At 70.2% G+C, this 18,898-nt stretch carries 17 protein-coding genes; 11 read left to right on the top strand and 6 right to left on the bottom strand.

Annotated features, from left to right (window positions below):
- Positions 1-56 precede the first annotated feature (56 nt).
- The gene (locus VJ693_RS19875; RefSeq protein WP_324157020.1) at positions 57-1,640 is read left to right on the top strand and encodes an oleate hydratase; all 1,584 of its coding nucleotides are present in this window, start codon (positions 57-59) and stop codon (positions 1,638-1,640) included.
- On the opposite strand, the gene VJ693_RS19870 is transcribed toward VJ693_RS19875, so the two are convergent.
- Both VJ693_RS19870 and VJ693_RS19865 read right to left on the bottom strand, forming a co-directional pair.
- Positions 1,637-2,272 (bottom strand): phosphatase PAP2 family protein, encoded by a 636-nt coding sequence (locus VJ693_RS19870; protein ID WP_324157018.1) that lies wholly within the window; start codon positions 2,270-2,272, stop codon positions 1,637-1,639. The two genes, VJ693_RS19875 and VJ693_RS19870, sit on opposite strands and share 4 nt — an antisense overlap.
- Positions 2,273-2,352: 80 nt before the next feature.
- On the bottom strand, positions 2,353-3,945 hold the full coding sequence (locus VJ693_RS19865; protein ID WP_324157016.1) for an MFS transporter: 1,593 nt from the start codon (positions 3,943-3,945) through the stop codon (positions 2,353-2,355).
- Between the two features lie 206 nt (positions 3,946-4,151).
- On the opposite strand from VJ693_RS19865, the gene urtA reads away from it, so the two are divergent.
- The 5 genes from urtA to urtE are packed head-to-tail and all read left to right on the top strand — an operon-like array spanning position 4,152 to position 9,651.
- Positions 4,152-5,381, top strand: a complete 1,230-nt coding sequence (gene urtA, locus VJ693_RS19860) for an urea ABC transporter substrate-binding protein (RefSeq protein WP_414652322.1) — start codon at positions 4,152-4,154, stop codon at positions 5,379-5,381.
- A gap of 12 nt (positions 5,382-5,393) precedes the next feature.
- A complete protein-coding gene (urtB, locus tag VJ693_RS19855) occupies positions 5,394-6,980 on the top strand; it encodes an urea ABC transporter permease subunit UrtB (RefSeq protein ID WP_324157095.1) in 1,587 nt (528 codons plus the stop codon).
- Complete coding sequence (urtC, locus tag VJ693_RS19850) at positions 6,977-8,080, top strand: urea ABC transporter permease subunit UrtC (RefSeq protein WP_324157013.1); 1,104 nt, start codon at positions 6,977-6,979, stop codon at positions 8,078-8,080. The genes urtB and urtC overlap by 4 nt, the downstream gene beginning before the upstream one ends.
- On the top strand, positions 8,077-8,958 hold the full coding sequence (gene urtD, locus VJ693_RS19845) for an urea ABC transporter ATP-binding protein UrtD (RefSeq protein ID WP_324157011.1): 882 nt from the start codon (positions 8,077-8,079) through the stop codon (positions 8,956-8,958). The genes urtC and urtD overlap by 4 nt, the downstream gene beginning before the upstream one ends.
- Positions 8,959-9,651, top strand: a complete 693-nt coding sequence (gene urtE, locus VJ693_RS19840; protein ID WP_324157010.1) for an urea ABC transporter ATP-binding subunit UrtE — start codon at positions 8,959-8,961, stop codon at positions 9,649-9,651.
- Between the two features lie 7 nt (positions 9,652-9,658).
- On the opposite strand, the gene VJ693_RS19835 is transcribed toward urtE, so the two are convergent.
- The gene (locus VJ693_RS19835) at positions 9,659-10,060 is read right to left on the bottom strand and encodes a YybH family protein (protein ID WP_324157008.1); all 402 of its coding nucleotides are present in this window, start codon (positions 10,058-10,060) and stop codon (positions 9,659-9,661) included.
- Between the two features lie 96 nt (positions 10,061-10,156).
- Between VJ693_RS19835 and VJ693_RS19830 the strand changes: the two genes are divergently transcribed.
- Positions 10,157-10,396: a hypothetical protein gene (locus tag VJ693_RS19830; protein WP_324157007.1), complete on the top strand. Its 240-nt coding sequence runs from the start codon at positions 10,157-10,159 to the stop codon at positions 10,394-10,396.
- Between the two features lie 16 nt (positions 10,397-10,412).
- Here the strand turns inward: VJ693_RS19830 and VJ693_RS19825 are convergent, their stop codons facing one another.
- The gene (locus tag VJ693_RS19825) at positions 10,413-11,984 is read right to left on the bottom strand and encodes a S8 family serine peptidase (protein WP_324157005.1); all 1,572 of its coding nucleotides are present in this window, start codon (positions 11,982-11,984) and stop codon (positions 10,413-10,415) included.
- Positions 11,985-12,076: 92 nt separating this feature from the next.
- The gene (locus VJ693_RS19820; RefSeq protein WP_324157004.1) at positions 12,077-13,588 is read right to left on the bottom strand and encodes a PLP-dependent aminotransferase family protein; all 1,512 of its coding nucleotides are present in this window, start codon (positions 13,586-13,588) and stop codon (positions 12,077-12,079) included.
- 150 nt (positions 13,589-13,738) lie between these two features.
- Between VJ693_RS19820 and VJ693_RS19815 the strand changes: the two genes are divergently transcribed.
- The gene (locus tag VJ693_RS19815; protein ID WP_324157002.1) at positions 13,739-14,143 is read left to right on the top strand and encodes a DUF2917 domain-containing protein; all 405 of its coding nucleotides are present in this window, start codon (positions 13,739-13,741) and stop codon (positions 14,141-14,143) included.
- Here the strand turns inward: VJ693_RS19815 and VJ693_RS19810 are convergent.
- Positions 14,086-15,357 carry a diguanylate cyclase gene (locus tag VJ693_RS19810; RefSeq protein WP_324157001.1) on the bottom strand — a complete coding sequence of 424 codons (1,272 nt, stop codon included), beginning with the start codon at positions 15,355-15,357 and terminating at the stop codon, positions 14,086-14,088. The genes VJ693_RS19815 and VJ693_RS19810 overlap by 58 nt on opposite strands.
- Before the next feature lie 87 nt (positions 15,358-15,444).
- Between VJ693_RS19810 and VJ693_RS19805 the strand changes: the two genes are divergently transcribed.
- From VJ693_RS19805 to VJ693_RS19795, 3 genes are read left to right on the top strand one after another with little or no spacing between them, the layout of a single operon-like run.
- Complete coding sequence (locus VJ693_RS19805) at positions 15,445-16,731, top strand: TIGR03862 family flavoprotein (protein ID WP_324156999.1); 1,287 nt, start codon at positions 15,445-15,447, stop codon at positions 16,729-16,731.
- A 29-nt stretch (positions 16,732-16,760) separates the two neighbouring features.
- Positions 16,761-18,227, top strand: coding sequence for a sensor domain-containing diguanylate cyclase (locus tag VJ693_RS19800; RefSeq protein WP_324156997.1), 1,467 nt, complete (start codon positions 16,761-16,763; stop codon positions 18,225-18,227).
- Positions 18,224-18,898: a glutathione S-transferase gene (locus VJ693_RS19795; RefSeq protein WP_324156996.1), complete on the top strand. Its 675-nt coding sequence runs from the start codon at positions 18,224-18,226 to the stop codon at positions 18,896-18,898. Before VJ693_RS19800 ends, VJ693_RS19795 begins: the two co-directional genes overlap by 4 nt.

Genomic DNA, 18,898 nt, shown 5'->3' with positions numbered 1-18,898 from the left:
GGTGCCGCTCGGGCGCAGACTCGACGCATCATGAGGCGGTCCGCCGAGCGAAGGAGATGCGCATGAATGAGATCCCTGCGCGGTGCCACCTCGTCGGCGGCGGCATCGCGGGCCTGGCCGCTGCGGTCTATCTCATCCGCGATGGCCGCGTGCCGGGCCGGAACATCCACATCCTCGAGGCGTCGCGGCCCGGTGGCAGCCTGGACGCCGCCGGCTCGGCCGAGCAGGGCTACTCGATGCGCGGCAGCCGGATGTTCGGGCCGGCCTACGTGCTGACCTACGACCTGCTCGACACCATCCCGTCGCTCGACGATCCGGCGAAGTCGGTGACGCAGGACACCTTCGAGTTCTGGCAGGCCACACCCTGGCACGACAAGGCCCGCCTGGTCGAGCACGGCCGGGTCGTGGACCCGACGTCGTGGGGCCTGCGCAACCGGGACCGGGCCGATCTCATCAAGCTGATGCTGCAGGCCGAGGACGCGCTGGACGCCAAGCGCATCGACGAGTGCTTCGAGTCGCCGTTCTTCGCATCGAACTTCTGGCTGATGTGGGGCAGCATGTTCGGTTTCGAGACCTGGCACAGCGCCGTCGAGCTCCGGCGCTACCTGCTGCGCTTCCTGAGGCTGTTTCCCGATCTGGAGACGATGCAGATCGTCCAGTCCACCCGGTACTGCGGGTACGACTCCATCGTCCGGCCCATGGTCAGGTGGCTGCAGGCGCAAGGCGTCCAGTTCGAGACCGGCTTCCAGGTGACCGATCTGCATTTCGCGCCCCGAGACGACGGCAAGAAGACCGTGCGGCGCATCAGTGGCCTGCGCGACGGCAGCCCCGCCGACATCGAGGTGGGCGACGGAGACCTGGTCATCGCCACCCTCGGCTCGATGACGGCCGATGCGAGCCTGGGCTCGATGGACACGGCACCCGTGCTGAAGACCGAGGCGGCGGCGGGCTCGTGGGCCCTGTGGAAGCGCCTTGCCGCGAAAGACCGCGCCTTCGGCCGCCCGTGGGCCTTCTGCGGGCAGGTCGACCAGACCAAGTGGGTCACCTTCACGGTGACGGACTCGGATCAGCGTTTCTCCAGCCTGATGGAAGACTTCAGTGGCAGCCCCGCCGGGCGCGGCGGCCTGGTCACCTTGAAAAGCTCGAGTTGGCTGCTGACCTTTCACCTGTACCACTCACCCGCCTACGCCGGCCAGCCCGAGGGCACCGGCGTGTGGTGGGGATACGGCCTGTTCCCGGATCGCGTTGGCGACCATGTGCCGAAGAAGATGTCCGACTGCACCGGACGCGAGATCCTCGTCGAGGTCTACTCGCACCTCGGCTTCCAGCAGCACATGCCGGCCCTGCTTGCGGCGGCGAACTGCATTCCCTGCATGCTGCCGTATACGACGAGCCAGTTCATGCCCCGGGCCCCGGGCGACCGGCCCGGCGTGATCCCGCCGGGCACGGCCCGGTTCGCCGTCGTCGGCCAGTACTGCGAAATTCCCGCCAACGTCGTCTACACGGTGGAGTATTCGGTCCACGCCGCCCGCCTGGCCGTTTCGTCCCTGCTTGGTTTGCAGCAGGAGATCGCCCCGGCCTACGAAGGGCTGGATCACCCCAACGCGCTCGTCGAGGCACTGAGGCGGATCCTGCGCTAGCGTGGGCCGGCCGAATAGCCGAAGTCGTCGTCGGGGCGCCAGCGCAGCGAAAGCCACGCGAACATCGCGCCCAGCAGCGCGCCGGCCACCACATCGAGAACCACGTGCTGCCGGATGGCGACCGTCGACCACGTGATGGCCAGGAGCCAGGCGAGGTTGAGGATGCGCAAGCCGGCGGGAACGCGCGCCGACCTCAGCACCTGCGCCAGCCAGAAGGCCGAGAACACCGCAAACGCGACATGCATCGACGGGCAGGCGTTGCCCGAAGCGTCCAGGCCTCGCAGCATCTCGAACCCTGTCCAGTCGGTCACACCGACCGTGAGCGGCGGCACGGCGGTCGGCCAGAGGTAGAACACGCCCAGGCCGGTCAGGCACAGCCCGGTCGCCCACACCGCGTAGGTCAGCAGTTGCCGGATCGTGAGCTGGAGGCCCGGCGCCAGGCCCACGTAGAACCACAGCGACAGGTAGGGAACGAGCATCGAGGGCTGGAACGGCACGAGCGCATCGAGCGCCGTCAATGGCATGACCGCCACCGGATACACCGGGTGGCGAAGCACGTGAAAGTAGCCCATGAAGAACAGCGTGATCACCGCGGTGATGCCGAAGAGCTTCAGCAGGAACAAGCGACGCATGCGAAGCCATACGTCCGCTGCCCATCCGGGCGCCGGTCGCCGAGCGATGCGGTCGGGTGAGTCGACCTCGAGTCTTGCAGTCATTCGTTCGATTCTGGCTCCTCGCGGCCCGATATCAGGGCCGCCGCAGCCAATGCGCTGGCCAGGGCCAGCAACGCGCTGATCGCCATGATCCAGCGAAACCCCGACACGAAGGCATCGGCCACCGCGCGGTGGATCGCCGCCGCGGCGGTCGGGTCGATGCCTCGGGGCAGCTCCAGCGCAGCGAGCATGCCGCGTTGCGCTTCGACCGCGGCCACCAGATCGCCGGAGAGCCCGGAGGCTGCCAGAGCCTCGTGCAGAACGCGGTCGAAGGCCCAGGCCATCACGCTGCCGAAGACCGCAATCGCCAGCAGCGCGGCCACCCGCGAGACCGCATTGTTGACACCCGATGCCGTGCCCGCCGCATCGGGCCCCACGGCGTTCATGACGGTCGTCGTGAGGGGGGCCACGGTCACCGTCATGCCGAAGCCGAGCACGACGATGGCGGGAAAGAAGCCGGCCCAGTAACCAGCCCCCGTGCCCGCCAGCGTGAAGGCACCGAAGCCCACGGCCGCGATGAGCGGCCCGACCACCAGTGGGCGCCGGGGCCCGAACTGATCCACCAGGCGCCCGGCCCATCGCGACAACACGAACATGATGGCGATGAAAGGCAGCAAGGCGGCGCCGGCGGCGCCGGCCGAGTAGCCCTGCACCTGGATGAGGTTGAGCGGCAGGAAGAACAAGCCGCCGCCGAGCGCGGCGTACAGCCACAGTGTGAGCAGATTCGTGCCGGTGAAGTCGCGGCTGCGGAAGTAGCCCAGCGGCAGCATCGGTGCGCTGCTGTGCCACTCGTTCACGACGAAGCCGGCCAGCGCGGCGATGCCGCCGGCCATCGCCAGTTGCACCGGCGTCGCCCCCCAGCCCTGCGTCGGCGCCTCGACGAAGGCATAGACGACGCCGGCCAGGCCCAGCGTGGCCAGCAGGGCGCCGGGAACGTCGAGCGTCGACGGCGCGTGCGGATTGCGGCTCTCCGGCACGCCGCGCCAGGTGATCAGCAGCACACCCAGCGCGAACGGCAGGTTGATGAGGAAGGCCCAGGCCCACGACAGGTGGTCGACGAGGTAGCCGCCGAGCACCGGGCCGACGGCCGCAGTGATGCCGCTGAAGCCCGACCACGTGCCGATCGCGCGGCCGCGTTCGCCCTCGGGGAAGGCTGCGCTGATCAGCGCCAGGCTGCCCGGCACCAGCAGCGCGGCGCCGACACCTTGCACGGCCCGCGCTGCGATCAGCTGCTGCACGTCGCGCGAGGCCGCACAGGCCAGCGAGGCCAGGCCGAAGATCGCGACGCCGATGGCGAACAGCCGGCGTCGCCCGAAGCGGTCGCCGAGCGAGCCCCCGACCAGCAGCAGCGAAGCGAGGAACAGCGCATAGGACTCGACGACCCATTGCGCCTCGAATGCGCTGGCGTGCAGATCGCGCTGGATCGCCGGGAGCGCGACATTGACGACGGTGCCGTCGATGAAGGCCATGCTCGACCCCATGATGGCGGCCACCAGCACCCAGCGCTTCGCGCCGGCGGCGCAGGGTGAGGCGGTCGCGCCGTGCCGGATGGCGGCGTCGTCGCAGGGGCCGGTGACGGCGGTGCTCAACATCGTCCGCGTCTTATACGCCCACCGTTGCCCGGCTTTGGTGACTTTGCGCTACGGCTGTACGCCATCCGGCGTATTCCTGGGCGGGCCCGCGCTGCCTAACCTGCGGCCTGTCGATCAACCCCGCAGGAGCCGAGACCCTCATGAGCACCTCACGCCCTTCTTCGCCCGCCCGCCGCCGCTTTGCCGGTACCTTGAGCGCTGTCGCCATGGGCGTCGCGGCCGCCGGGCTGCCGATGTGGGCCCAGGCCGCCGACACCATCAAGGTCGGCGTGCTGCACAGCCTGTCCGGCACGATGGCGATCTCGGAGACGGTGCTCAAGGACACCGTGCTGATGGCGATCGACGAGATCAACGCCAAGGGCGGCGTGCTGGGCAAGAAGCTCGAGCCGGTGGTCGTGGACCCGGCGTCGAACTGGCCGCTGTTCGCCGAGAAGGCCAAGCAGCTGATCACGCAGGACAAGGTGGCGGTCGTCTTCGGCTGCTGGACCTCGGTGAGCCGCAAGTCGGTGCTGCCGGTCTTCGAAGAGACCAACTCGCTGCTGTTCTACCCGGTGCAGTACGAGGGTGAGGAGCTCTCGAAGAACGTGTTCTACACGGGCGCCGCGCCGAACCAGCAGGCCATCCCCGCGGTCGAGTACCTGATGAGCAAGGACGGCGGCGGCGCCAAGCGCTTCGTGCTGCTGGGCACCGACTACGTCTACCCCCGCACGACGAACAAGATCCTGCGCGCCTTCCTGCACAGCAAGGGCATCGCCGACGCCGACATCATGGAGGAGTACACCCCCTTCGGGCACTCCGACTACCAGAGCATCATCGCCAAGATCAAGAAGTTCGCCGGCGAGGGCAAGAAGACGGCCGTCGTGTCGACCATCAACGGCGACTCCAACGTGCCCTTCTACAAGGAGCTGGGCAACCAGGGCCTGAAGGCGACCGACGTGCCGGTGGTGGCCTTCTCGGTGGGTGAGGAAGAGCTGCGCGGCGTCGATGCCAAGCCGCTGGTCGGCCACCTGGCCGCGTGGAACTACTTCATGAGCATCAAGAGCCCGGCCAACACCGAGTTCGTCAAGAAGTGGAGCGACTACGCCAAGGCCAAGGGCATTCCCGGCCACAAGGACAAGCCGCTGACCAACGACCCGATGGAGGCCACCTACATCGGCATCAACATGTGGGCGCAGGCCGTGGCCAAGGCCAAGTCGACCGACACCGACAAGGTGATCGCCGCGATGGCCGGCCAGACCTTCAAGGCCCCGGGCGGCTTCACGAGCACGATGGACAAGGAGAACCACCACCTGTGGAAGCCGGTCTTCATCGGCGAGGTGAAGGCCGACGGTCAGTTCAACGTGGTGTGGAAGACGCCGGGCCCGGTGCAGGCCGACCCGTGGAGCGACTACATCCCGGAAAACAAGGGCAAGAAGAACGTCCCCGAGAAGAAGTAAGCCCGGCGAATGATGCGAGGCCTGCGAGTTCTCATCGGCCTGTGCCTGGCGTGGGCGGCGCTGTCGGTCCACGCCCTGACACAGCCCCAGGCGCGGGCCATCGCCGCCGGCGAGACCGACGAGCGGATCGCCGCGCTGGGCGCGGCGGCCGCTGCCGGCGACCCGGGCCTCGCGAAGTTCGTCCAGGCCCTGCTCGACGATGCGGTGAAGCTCACCGCGTCGCAGGTGCTGGTCGTGGAGGGAAATGGGGCGGTGGATGCGGCCACGGGTGCCGCGTCCACCTGGCCCGCCGACGCGGAAGACGTCGTCAACAACAACCGGATGCGCGGCGCGTTGCAGGCCGCGCTGGCCTCGTTGCGCCTGCTGGCGCCGGAGCGCGAGGTGCGCGCGGCGGCCATCGCCGAGCTGTCGAGACAGTCGCTCGACGAATCGCAGCTGCCGCTGATCGAGAAGGCGCTGGCGGCCGAAACCGATGACTCGCTGAAGACGCAGCTCGGCCGCATGCGTGCTGGCCTGCTGGTGGCGGCGAGCGACCCGGCGAAGCGTCTCGAAGCCGCCCGCGCTTTGGGCGAGAGCGGCGAGCCTTCGGTGAAGGCGCTGCTGCTCGAGCGCCTGGCCGATGGCGTCGAGCCCGTCGAGGACGTTCGCGCCGCGCTGCGCCAGTCGCTCGACAGCGTGTCCGGGCGCCTGGCCTGGGGCGAGCGGCTCGGTGTCATCTTCACCGGCGCGAGCCTGGGCTCGATCCTGTTGCTGGTCGCGCTGGGCCTGGCGATCACCTACGGCCTGATGGGCGTGATCAACATGGCCCACGGCGAGCTGATGATGATCGGCGCGTATGCGACCTACGTGGTGCAGAACCTGTTCAGGGCGCACGCACCGGGCGCCTTCGATTACTACCTGTGGGCGGCGGTGCCCGCCTCGTTCATCGTGGCGGCGCTGGTCGGCGCGGTGCTCGAGCGCAGCGTGATCCGCTGGCTCTACGGCCGCCCGCTGGAGACGCTGCTGGCCACCTGGGGCATCAGCCTGGTGCTGATGCAGTCGGTGCGCTCGCTGTTCGGCGCGCAGAACGTGCCGGTCGAGAACCCGGCCTGGCTGTCGGGCGGCGTGGCGGTGATGAGCAACCTGACGCTGCCATTCAACCGCATCGCGATCATCGCTTTTGCATTCCTGGTGCTGGCCGGCGTGGCGCTGCTGATCGCCCGCACGCGGCTGGGCCTGTTCGTTCGCGGCGTCACGCAGAACCGGCGCATGGCGGCCTGCATGGGCGTGAACACCGCGCGCATCGACACCTACGCGTTCTCGCTCGGCGCGGGCATTGCCGGGCTGGCCGGCTGTGCGCTGGCCCAGGTCGGCAACGTCGGGCCGGACCTGGGGCAGAGCTACATCGTCGACTCCTTCATGGTCGTCGTGCTGGGCGGTGTCGGCCAGCTCGCGGGTACCGTGCTCGCGGCGCTGGGGCTGGGCGTGCTGAACAAGCTGCTCGAGGGCTGGGCCGGCGCCGTGCTGGCCAAGATCATGGTGCTGGTCATCATCGTCGTCTTCATCCAGAAACGGCCGCAGGGGCTGTTCGCGATGAAGGGCCGGAGTGCGGAGGCATGAACGTGGTGCGCCCTCGACTTTTGTCGCCGGCCGGCTGGGCCGGCGTGGCGACCGCGCTGGTGGTCGTCGCCGTGCTGGTGCCGCTGGCCAACCTGGTCGCGCCCGAAGGCAGCGTGTTCCACCTGAGCGACTACGCCGTGGGGCTGACCGGCAAGATCATGTGCTACGCGATCTGCGCGCTGGCGATGGACCTGATCTGGGGCTACACGGGCATCCTCTCGCTCGGCCACGGGCTGTTCTTCGCGCTGGGCGGCTACGCGATGGGCATGTACCTGATGCGCCAGATCGGCCGCGACGGCAACTACGCGAGCGAGCTGCCGGATTTCATGGTCTTCCTCGACTGGAAGACGCTGCCCTGGCACTGGGCCGGCTCGGCGAGCTTCGGTTTCCAGCTGCTGATGGTGCTGCTGGTGCCCGCGCTGCTGGCTTTCGTGTTCGGCTTCTTCGCCTTCCGCTCGCGCATCAAGGGGGTGTACTTCTCGATCATCACGCAGGCGATGACCTTCGCCGCGATGCTGCTGTTCTTCCGCAACGAGACCGGCTTCGGCGGCAACAACGGCTTCACCGATTTCAAGCGCATCCTCGGCATCCCGATCGCCACGCCGTCCACCCGCATGGTGTTGTTCGTCGTCACCGGCGGCGTGCTGATCGGCTTCTTCCTGATGGCCCGGGCGATCGTGACGAGCAAGTTCGGCCGCGTGCTGCAGGCCATCCGCGATGCCGAGAGCCGCGTGATGTTCACCGGCTACGACCCGCTGGCCTACAAGCTCGCAATCTGGACGCTGTCGGCCGTGATGTGCGGCGTGGCCGGCGCACTCTACGTGCCGCAGGTCGGCATCATCAACCCGGGCGAGATGAGCCCGGCGGCCTCGATCGAGATGGCGGTCTGGGCCGCGGTGGGCGGCCGGGCGACGCTGATCGGCCCGATCGTCGGCGCCTTCTTCGTCAACGGCGCGAAGAGCTGGTTCACGCAGGTGGTGCCGGAGTTCTGGCTGTACTTCCTCGGCGCGCTGTTCATCGCCGTCACGCTGTTCCTGCCGAATGGCCTCGCGGGCCTGGCGGCGCAACTGCGCCGCAAGAAGAAGGAACCAGAGGCATGACGCCCGATCTGCAAGCCGCAGGCGCCGAGGCGCTGCAGCGCTGGCGCGAGAAAGAACAGACCACCGGCGCCTCGGGCGGCCGCAGCGCCGGCTACGGCCGGCCGGTCTCGGCGCACGAACCTGACTTTGCGCACGGCGTGGCGCTGTACCTGGACGACATCACCGTCAGCTTCGATGGCTTCAAGGCGCTCAATGCCTTGAGCCTGGCAATCAACGTCGGCGAGCTGCGCTGCATCATCGGCCCCAACGGCGCCGGCAAGACCACGATGATGGACGTGATCACCGGCAAGACGCGGCCCGACGCGGGCAGCGCCAGCTTCGGCGCCAACATCGACCTGCTGCGCCTGCGCGAGAACGAGATCGCGCAGATCGGCATCGGCCGCAAGTTCCAGAAGCCCACGGTCTACGAGCAACTGAGCGTGTTCGAGAACCTCGAGCTCGCGCTGGCCGCCGACCGCCGCGTGCGGGCAAGCTTGTTCTCGCGCCTGTCGGGTGCGCAGCTCGACCGCATCGGCGAGGTGATGGCGCTGATCCACCTGCTTCCCGAAGCGCAACGCACCGCGGGGCTGCTCAGCCACGGCCAGAAGCAGTGGCTGGAGATCGGGATGTTGCTGATGCAGGACCCGAAGCTGCTGCTGCTGGACGAGCCGGTGGCCGGCATGACCGACGAAGAGACCGAGCGCACGGCCGAGCTCTTCCTCTCGCTCGAAGGCCAGCACTCGCTGGTGGTCGTAGAGCACGACATGGCCTTCGTCGAGCAGCTCACCGAGGGCTGGAAGAAGGTCACCGTGTTGCACGAGGGACGTGTGCTGGCGGAAGGGCCGTTGGCCGATGTGCAGGCCAACGAGCAGGTGGTCGAGGTCTATCTGGGGCGCTGAATGTTGGTCGTCGACTCCCTGAACCAGTTCTACGGCGGCTCGCACATCCTGCGTGGCCTGAGCTTCGAAGCGAAGCTCGGCGAGGTGACGGTCGTGCTCGGCCGCAACGGCGTCGGCAAGACCACGCTGCTGAAAAGCCTGATGGGCGTGGTGCCGGTCAAGAGCGGCCACATCAAGCTCGATGGTGCCGACATCACCCGCGCCACGCCCTACGAGCGCGCCCGCCGCGGCATCGGCTACGTGCCGCAGGGCCGCGAGATCTTCGGCCGCCTGACGGTCGAAGACAACCTGCGCATGGGCCTGGCGACCAAGCCCGGCGGCACGGCCATCCCGGCCGAGTTGTTCGAGCTGTTCCCGGTGCTGAAGCAGATGCTCGCGCGCCGCGGGGGTGACCTCTCCGGCGGCCAGCAACAGCAACTTGCGATCGCCCGCGCGCTGGCGGCGGGGCCGAAGCTGCTGATCCTCGACGAGCCGACCGAAGGCATCCAGCCCAGCATCATCAAGGACATCGGTCGCGTGATCCGCATGCTGGCCGACCGCAAGACGATGGCCATCGTGCTGGTCGAGCAGTTCTACGACTTCGCCGCCGAACTGGCCGACCAGTACCTCGTGATGGAGCGCGGCGAGATCATCGCCCGCGGCCGCGGCGCGGCCATGGCCGCCGACGGCGTGCGGGCGCGGATGTCGATCTGAGCGCCGTTCAGCCGGCCGCGCCGGTGAACGACCAGTGCGTCTGCACCAGCCGCCAGCCGGCGTCGTCCTGGCGGTAGACCTCGGCGCAGTTCCAGCGCATCGCGTTTTCGTTGCCGCCCCAGGAAACGAAGTTGAAGCTCAGGCAGGCCATGGGCCCGGCCTGGCAGACCAGCGGGTTCAGCAGCTCGAAGCGCGCGGCGCTGATCTTGCCGCGCAGCGCCTCGTAGTGGGCGGTGAGGGCGGGCAGGCCGTCCAGCCGGGTGGGCAGGAAGGGGTCGAAGTAGCTGACGTCCGGCGCGCAGATTTCGAGGTAGCCGGATGGATCGCCGCGGCACCAGCGCTCGAGGGCGGCGGTTTCCATGGCGATGAGCTGGCTGGCGACGTCGGGGGATGAGGTGTTACCGGTCATGACGGGGCTTCTGTCGTTTCCAAGCATTCTGACCGCGGTGATACTCACGTCACGTCACGTCACGTCAAGCGCTTCGAGCTTCGGAGGCACCAGACCATGAGCCACCCGTGTGAAAGCTGCGGCATGCCCATCGAGACCGGCCGCTATTGCCCGCACTGCGTCGACGCCAGCGGCCAGTTGCAGGACTTCGACACCCGCTTCGAGCGCATGGTGCAGTGGGCGCTGCGCGAGGACGCGGGCCTGACGCGGGCGGCCGCCGAGGCGCGCACGCTGGATCACATGGCGCGCATGCCGGCCTGGGCCGGCCACCCGCGGGTGGCCGGCCGGGGCGGCTGATCCCCTCGGGGGGCTGTCAGTTCCCGCAGCCCTTCGCCAGGATGCGGTCGTACGCCGCCTTGGCGCGCACCAGGCCGTAGCCGAACTTGACGTCGCGGCCGGCGGCGCCCAGGTCTTGGGCGGACTTGTCCAGCGATGCGCGCAGCTGTTCGCTGGTGCAGGTCGGGAAGTAGCTCCAGACCAGCGCGGCGACGGCCGAGACGTGCGGCGTGGCCATCGAGGTGCCGTCGAAGAAGGCGTAGTGGCTCGCCTCGACCGAGAGGTCGGCCGCCTGGCCCAGTTGCGCCAGCATCGACGTGCCTTCGGTGTCGGAGGCGCTGACCGAGGGGATGCCCGTGCTCACGCCGCCCAGCGTGCCGGCGAAGCTGCCCGGCACGTTGTTGTAGATCACCGAGCCGACGCCGCCGCTGGCCTCGCAGTTCTGCACCTTGAGCGCGAAGGTGATGTTGCCGCGCTGGGTCAGGCAGACCTTGCCGGCCATGTTCGGGTCGATCACCTCGCCCAGGCCGAAGTCGGCCAGCGGGGCCGACACCGTCGCGTTCGGCGAGCCGTCCATCCCGATCGGCGAATAGGCCGTGCCGCCGACGCTCAAGGTGGCCAGCGAGCCCGTGCCCATCGGCACGGTGGACAGCACCAGCACGCCCGGCGCGGCCAGCTCCACGTCCGAGTTGCGTTGCGAGAACGTCGCCCAGGCCTTGTTTTCATCCAGCGCGGCCACCGAGACGACCGAGCCGTAGCCGGCCGGGTAGGAGGTCAGCGTGTTGCCGCCGTTGCCGGCCGCGGCGACCGACAGGATGCCGGCGTCGCGCAGGTTGTCGAAGGTCTTGCGCTCGGTCGCGTTCGGCAGCGAGCCGCCGAGGGACATGCTGATCACGTTGGCGCCGGCGGCCTGGCACTTCTTGGCCGCGTTGGCGAGCGTGGACGAGTAGGCCCAGTCGCCGGCATCGTTGAAGACGCGCACGATGTGCAGGTGGATCTTCTTGCTCGGCAGCACGCCGATCACGCCGACATCGCGCTGGTTCACCGCGGCGATCGTGCCGGCCACGTGGGTGCCGTGGCCGAGGCCGTCGTGGTCCCAGGGGCCCGCGCCGCCGAGGTCGTCGTCGCCGGTCACGCGGTTGTGCGGCAGGTCGATGTGGGTGTTGTCGTAGCCGGAGTCGATGATGCAGATCGTGCGGTTGCCGGCGTTGTCGTCGAGATTGGGCAGCTTGTCGGCCTGGACCATGGGGATGCCGTAGGGCAGCAACTGGCCCTTGCGGTACGGCGGGCCGGAGGGTTCGGTCAACGACATCGGGTAGCGCCTGGCGTCTTCTTCGACCAGCGCGACGGCGGGGTGCTTCTTCAGCGCCGCGATGGCGGCGTTCGGCAGCTCGACGGCGACGCCCTCGCCGCCGATCAGCTCGAGCTTGACGGTGCCGCCGGCGCCGGCGATGGCGGCGCGGGCCGCCTGGGCCGCCTGCACGCCCGGCTTGAAGGACACGATCACGCGGGTGGTCTCGGCGGCCTGGGCGACCCCCGCGCCGATCAAGCCCAGGGTCAGACCCAGGCCCGCACACCAGCGGGCCAGCGGAAATCTCGTCAGGTTCATTGTCGACTCCGGCCAATGGGTAAAGGACAGGGCGTCGATGATCCTGGCCGCACGGCGGGCCGGCAATAGGCAGCTTAGGGAGGGGGCGCGCTTCAGGCCGCGCGGCGCAACGTTTCGTCACCCATTGGTGGGCGAGCGCGCTCCAGCATGCGCCGGGCCAGTTCGCCCACGCGCTGCAGCGCCTGCTGCTCGGCCGGTCCCCAGGCACGGCCCAGGCCCAGGCGCAGGCAGTGTTCGTAGCGCTGGCTGGTGCTGAACATCGGGCCGGGGGCGATGCAGATGTTCTCGCGCAGGGCGGCCTCGAACAGGTCGATCGCGCGCAGGCCGGCGGGCAGCTCCAGCCAGAGGATGAAGCCGCCCTCGGGCGAGGTGACGCGGGTGCCGCTCGGGAAGCTCGCGCCGATCAGGCGCCGTGCCTGCTGGATGCGGCTGCCGATGGTGGCGCGCAGCTGGCGCAGCGCTGGCTCCAGGCCGGGCTGGCCCAGGGCCTCGGTCATCGCGTGCTCGATCAGCTCGGTGTGGCCGCCGCTCAGGGCCGTCTTCAGCCGCCGCACGCTGGCCGACCAGCGCCCGGCCTCGACCCAGCCCAGGCGCAGCCCCGGCGCGATCGTCTTCGAGAACGAGCTGCACAGCATCACCTGGCCGGTGGTGTCGAAGGATTTCAGCGCGCGCCGGCCCTCGGCGCGCTCGTGCAACTCGTTGTAGAGCACGTCTTCGATCACCGGCAGGTTGCGCTCGCGGGCCAGGCGCACCAGCGCGCGGCGGGCCACCAGCGGCATCGTCGCGCCCAGCGGGTTCGACAGCGTCGGCACCGTCAGCAGGGCCTTGACCGGCTGCGTGTCCAGCGCCAGCTCCAGCGCCGGCAGCGACAGGCCGGTGCGCGGGTGGGTCGGGATTTCCAGCGCCCGCAGGTGCAGGCTTTCGAGGATCTGCAGCAGGCCGAAGTAGGTCGGCGATTCGAGCGCCACCACGTCGCCCGGCTGCGTCACCGCGCGCAGGCACAGGCTGATCGATTCGAGGCAGCCGTTGGTGACGAGGATGTTGGCCGGATCCAGGCTGCAGCCCAGGCTCAGCGCGCGCCGGGCGATGGCCTCGCGCAGCGGCGCCACGCCGGGCGTGAAGGGGTAGCGCGCCAGCGAGGCCTGGTGGCGCTGGGTGGCGCGGGCGACGGCGCGGCGCAGGCGGTCGGTGGGAAACAGGTCGCCGCCCGGGCAGGCCGCGCCGAAGGAGATGATGGCCGGGTCGGTTGCCGCACCCATCACCCGCTCGACCAGGGTGCTCACGCCGACCGCCTGCGATTCGGCCGGCGGCCGGGTGATCTCGGGCACCGCCAGGGCCAGCGCCGGGCGGCGGCGCGGCGCGGGCGCGGCCGCCGCGACGAAGTAGCCCGAGCGCGGCCGGGCCTCCGCCAGGCGCCGGTCTTCCAGGTCGCGGTAGGCCTGCAGCACGGTGGACAGCGACACGCCCTGCTGCTGCGCCATGTGGCGCACCGAGGGCAGGCGGTCGCCGCGGTGCAGCGCGCCCGAGGCGATCAGCCCGGCCAGGCGGTCGCTGAGCTGGCGGTACAGCGGGGCTTCGGGGGTGGCGGAGGGCGACGGCTCCATCGCTTCATTGTGCGGTGCGTCAACGCGGCCGAACCGGTACAGATGGGCGCAGTGGCGACCGGTACAGATGCGTTTCCGGCCTGCGCGTTCGACCGTCCGGGCCGGCACTGTGCCTTGGCGTGAGCAGGCTCGCCACCTACCGTGGCAGCCATGAACCACCTGCTGCCGACCCCCTTGGAGCGGCCCCTGCACCTGGCCTTGGGCCGTGTGCTGCCGCTGTGCCCGCTGGCTCCGGGCGCCGACCATCTGCGCTACGACCCGCGCCGCCTGCGCTGGTGGCCCGGCGCGCCGGTCGGCGGCATCACGCTGCAGGTGCTGCGCGGCGCGGTCTGGCTGACCTGGCCGGGCTGCGAAGACGATCTGTTCCTGCACGCCGGCCAGGCGCTGCAGCTGCCGCCGCCGCACTGGGGCAGCGCTTTCGGCGTGGTCGACGGCGTGCTGGTGGAGACCGAGCCCCGCCTGTCGCCGGCCCCGGCCGTGGTGAGGCTGGTGGCGATTCAGACGCTGGCGCCGAACACCACCGCCCGCGCGCGGCCCTGGCGCTTGGCTTCGTAGAGTGCGGCGTCAGCCTGGCGCAGTGCGGAGTCGACGTCGTGGTCGTCGGCGATCACGATCGCGGCGCCGAGGCTGATCGCGCAGCGCAGCTCGCGGCCCTCGAACTGCAGCGGCGTGGCGCTCACGCAGGCCGGCAGGCGCGCGGCCACGGCGCCGGCGTCACCGGCCCCGGGGCCGAGCAGGATCGCGAACTCGTCGCCGCCGATGCGGGCCATCAGGTCGTCGCTGCGCAGCTGCTGGCGGCCGATGCGGGCCAGGTGGCACAGCATCGCGTCGCCGGCGGCGTGGCCGTGCGTGTCGTTGATCTGCTTGAAGTGGTCGATGTCGAACAGCAGCACCGTCAGCGGCGCGTTCAGCGTGCGCGCCTCGTCGAGCGCCGCGCTGGCGCGCTCGATGAAGCTGCGGCGGTTCAGCAGCCCGGTCAGCGGGTCGGTCTGCGCCAGCTCGCGCAGCCCATGCTCGAGCCGCTTGCGGTCGGTGATGTCGAAGATCGCGCCGGCCTGGCCGGCCACCTGGCCCTGCGCGTCGCGGAACACTGCCTTGTGGAAGATCACGTCGCGCAGGCTGCCGTCGGCCCACTTGACCTGGGCCTCGTAGACCTGCCTGCCGCCGCTGGCCAGCAGCTTGCGGTCGGCCTGGTCGTAGACGGCCGCGAGCTGCGGCGGCGCGACGTCGTAGACCGTCTTGCCGACGATCTGTTCGCGCGGCAGGCCGAGGTAGTCGACGAAGGCGCGGTTGCAGCCGGTGTAGATGCCCTCGGCATTCTTCGCGAAGATCGGCGCGGGAATGTTGTCCAGGCTGGCCTGCATGGCGTGCAGCGCGGCCCGCATGGCCCCGGTCTCGTCGGTTGGCGCGCCGGTGCGCTGGCCCTGCGCGGCGGCGCGGCGCAGCGCGCGTTCGAGCGTGGCCGCGTCGTCGTGCGCGATCGCATCGAAGGCGCCGCGCTGCCACCAGGTTTCGGCCTCGGCCTCGGCGCCGCCGGCGGGCAGCAGCGCGATCCACACCGCCCCGTCGAGCCGGCGCGCGGCGGCCTCGGCCAGCACCGCCTCGGTGGCGTCGACCAGCACCAGCACGCCCGGATCGGCCAGCCGGCGGCGCAGCTCGGTGCAGGCCGGGCCATCACCCGCCGCGATCGGGCCGATCGGCAGCCGCTCGCCGCGCGCGGTGAGCCCGGCAGGCAAGGGAGGTGGCGAATCGGCGAGCAGAAGCAGCAAGTCCGTGGGCCCGGGTGTGGGTGAAGCGGCGATTGTGCCGGCCGCCTGCGCCGGCGCTGCCCTGACAAGCCCTAGACTGCCGGCGCGATGAACACGAATACGAAAGCAGGCGCACCCCGGGTCGCCATCGTCGGCGGTGGCCCGGCAGGCCTGATGGCGGCCGAGGTCCTGGCCGCCGGCGGCGCGCAGGTCGACCTGTTCGACGCCATGCCCTCGGTGGGCCGCAAGTTCCTGCTGGCCGGCAAGGGCGGGTTGAACCTGACGCACTCCGAGGAACTGCCTGCCTTCGTCGGCCGCTACGGCGAGCGGGCCAGCGAGGTCGGTCGCTGGCTCGAGGCCTTCGGCCCGCAGGCGCTGCGCGACTGGGCGACAGGGCTAGGCATCGGCACCTTCGTCGGCAGCTCGGGCCGGGTCTTTCCCGATGAAATGAAGGCCGCGCCGCTGCTGCGCGCCTGGCTGCACCGGCTGCGCGCGGCCGGCGTGCGGCTGCACATGCGGCACCGCTGGCAGGCCGGCGCGCCGCAGCCCGACACCCAAGGCGAGTACGTGCTTCGCTTCGTGGCCCCGGCCGGCGAGGTGACGGTGCGTGCCGACGCGGTGCTGCTGGCGCTGGGCGGCGGCAGCTGGCCTCGGCTCGGCTCGGACGGCGCCTGGCTGCCGGCGCTGCAGGCGGCGGGCATCGAGACGGCACCGCTGCGGCCGTCGAACTGCGGCTTCGACATCGGCTGGAGCGAGCACCTGGCGGCCCGGCACGCCGGTGCGCCGCTGAAGGGTGTGGCGCTGGATTTCACCGACCGGCTCGGCCGCCACTTCCACCGCAAGGGCGAGTGCGTGCTCACCGCCACCGGGCTCGAAGGCAGCCTGGTCTACGCCGCCTCGGCGCTGTTGCGCGACGAGATCGAGGCCACCGGCTCGGCCCGCCTCATGCTGGACCTGCTGCCCGACAAGCCGGCCGCCGCGCTGGCCGAGGCGCTGGCCCGCGGCCGCGGCGCCCGCTCGTTCATGAACCACCTGCGCGAGCACACGGGGCTGCATGGCGCCAAGGCCGGCCTGCTGCGCGAGGGGCTTGATGCCGCCGCGTGGAACGCGCTCACGCAAGACCCCGCCGCGCTGGCCGCCCGCATCAAGGCGCTGCCGCTGACACTGCATGCCACCCGGCCGCTGGCCGAGGCGATCAGCAGCGCCGGCGGCGTGCGGCTCGAAGCGCTGGACGAGCACCTGATGCTGCGCAGCCACCCGGGCGTGGCCTTGGCCGGCGAGATGCTCGATTGGGAGGCGCCGACCGGGGGCTACCTGCTCACCGCGTGCTTTGCCAGCGGCGTGGTCGCGGCGCGCGGCCTGCTCGCCTGGTGGGCTGTCCGCGTCGCGTCGTGACGGCGCTGCGCGCGTGCGAGACTGGCCGCATGGACACGACCGACGACGATTTCGCGCAGATGTTCGAGCTGGCCCCGGTGTCGCTGTGGCTGGAGGATTTCAGCGGCCTGGCCGCGCTGTTCGCCCGCTGGCGTGCCGAGGGAGTGAGCGACCTGCGCGCCTTTCTGTGCGCCGACCGCGCGCGCATCGCGCAGTGCACGCGCGAGCTGAAGGTGCTGAAGGTCAACCGCCGCACGCTGGAGCTGTTCGGTGCGGCCGACCAACCCACGCTGGTGGCCAGCCTCGACAAGGTCTTCCGCGACGACATGCTCGACCATCATGTCGAGGAACTGGTGCAGCTGTGGAACGGGGCGCGCAGCTACGCGAGCCAGACCGTCAACTACACGCTCGACGGCCGCCGGCTCGACGTGAGCCTGCAGGTGCGCGTGCTGCCCGGCCACGAGGCCGCCTGGGACCGCGTGCTGCTCTCGCTCGAGGACGTCAGCGCGCGTGAGCAGGCGCGCGCCCGGCTCGAGCGCAGCGAGCGCTACGCGCAAGGCCTGTTCGAGCACTCGCCGGTGTCGCTGTGGGTCGAGGATTTCAGCGCCGTCAAGCGCCTGCTCGACGAGGTGCGCGAGCAGGGCATCGAGGATTTCCGCGTCTTCACCGACGTGCACCCCGAGTTCGTCGACCGCTGCATGGCCGAGATCCGCGTCATCGACGTGAACCGCCAGACGCTGACGATGTTCCGCGCGCCGGACAAGCCGACGCTGCTGCAGCGCCTGCCCGAGATCTTTCGCGACGAGATGCGCCGCCCGTTCACCGAGCAGCTCATCGAGCTGTGGGCCGGCAAGCTCTACCAGCAGCGCGAGACGGTCAACTACGCGCTCGACGGCGAGACGCTGCACGTGCACCTGCAGTTCGCGGTGCTGCCGGGCTGCGAGCGCGATTGGTCGCTGGTGCAGGTCTCGCTGACCGACATCACCGCCCGCAAGCGCGCCGAGGGCTACCTCGAGTTCCTCGGCAAGCACGATGCGCTGACCAAGCTGCGCAACCGCTCGTTCTTCGACGATGAGCTGAACCGGCTCGAACGCAAGCAGGTGCAGCCGGTGGCGCTGCTGGTGATCGACCTCAACGGGCTCAAGCAGATCAACGACGAGCGCGGCCACCGCGCGGGCGACGCGCTGCTGCGCCGCATGGGCGAGGTGCTGAACAAGGGCACGCCGGCGCCGGCGACGGCGGCGCGCATCGGCGGCGACGAGTTCGCGGTGCTGATCCCCTCGGGCGACGAGCATGCCGCCGAGAGCTGGCTGGCCACGCTGCACGAGCTGGTCGAGCTGAACAACCAGTTCCACAGCGGCGACCCGCTGCAGTTCTCGATCGGCATGGCCATCTCGCAGCCGGGCGAGCGGCTGGAAGCGGCGCTGCACCGCGCCGACGCGCAGATGTACCTGCAGAAGAAGGCCTTCCACGCGAGCGCCGAACGAAACCGCCGAAAGGAGTCAGCCGGGCCATGATCGTCGTCCACCATTTGAACAACTCCCGCTCGCAGCGCGTGCTGTGGCTGCTCGAGGAGCTCGGGCTGCCCTACGAGATCAAGCACTACCAGCGCGATCCCCGCACCATGCTCGCGCCGCCGGCGCTCAAGGCCGTGCACCCGCTGGGCAAGTCGCCGGTCATCACCGATGGCGAGCTGACCGTCGCCGAGTCGGGCGCGATCGTCGAGTACCTGCTGGACCGTTACGGCGAAGGCCGGCTGCGCCCGCCGGCCGGCACGCCCGAGCGGCTGCGCTTCACCTACTGGCTGCACTTCGCCGAGGGCACGGCGATGAACCCCCTGCTGATGAAGCTGGTCTTCAACCGCATCCTGAACGCGCCGATGCCCTTCTTTGCCAAGCCGATCGCCCGGGGCATCGCGACCAAGGTGCTGAGCGCCTACGTCGAGCCCAACATCAAGAGCCAGCTCGAGTACATGGAGGCCGAACTGGGCAAGAGCGAGTGGTTCGCCGGCAGCGAGTTCGGCGCCGCCGACATCCAGATGAGCTTCCCGCTCGAAGCCGCCGCGCAGCGCGCCGGCCTGGACGACCGCTACCCGAAGCTGCTGGCCTGGCTCGAGCGCATCCATGCCCGGCCGGCCTACCACCGCGCCCTGCAGCGCGGCGGGCCCTACGCCTACGCGCGCGGATGA

The sequence above is a fragment of the Ideonella sp. genome, assembly GCF_035254525.1.
In the GTDB taxonomy this organism is placed as follows: Bacteria; Pseudomonadota; Gammaproteobacteria; order Burkholderiales; family Burkholderiaceae_C; genus Ideonella.
This window is presented reverse-complemented; position numbering and strand designations above follow the sequence as displayed.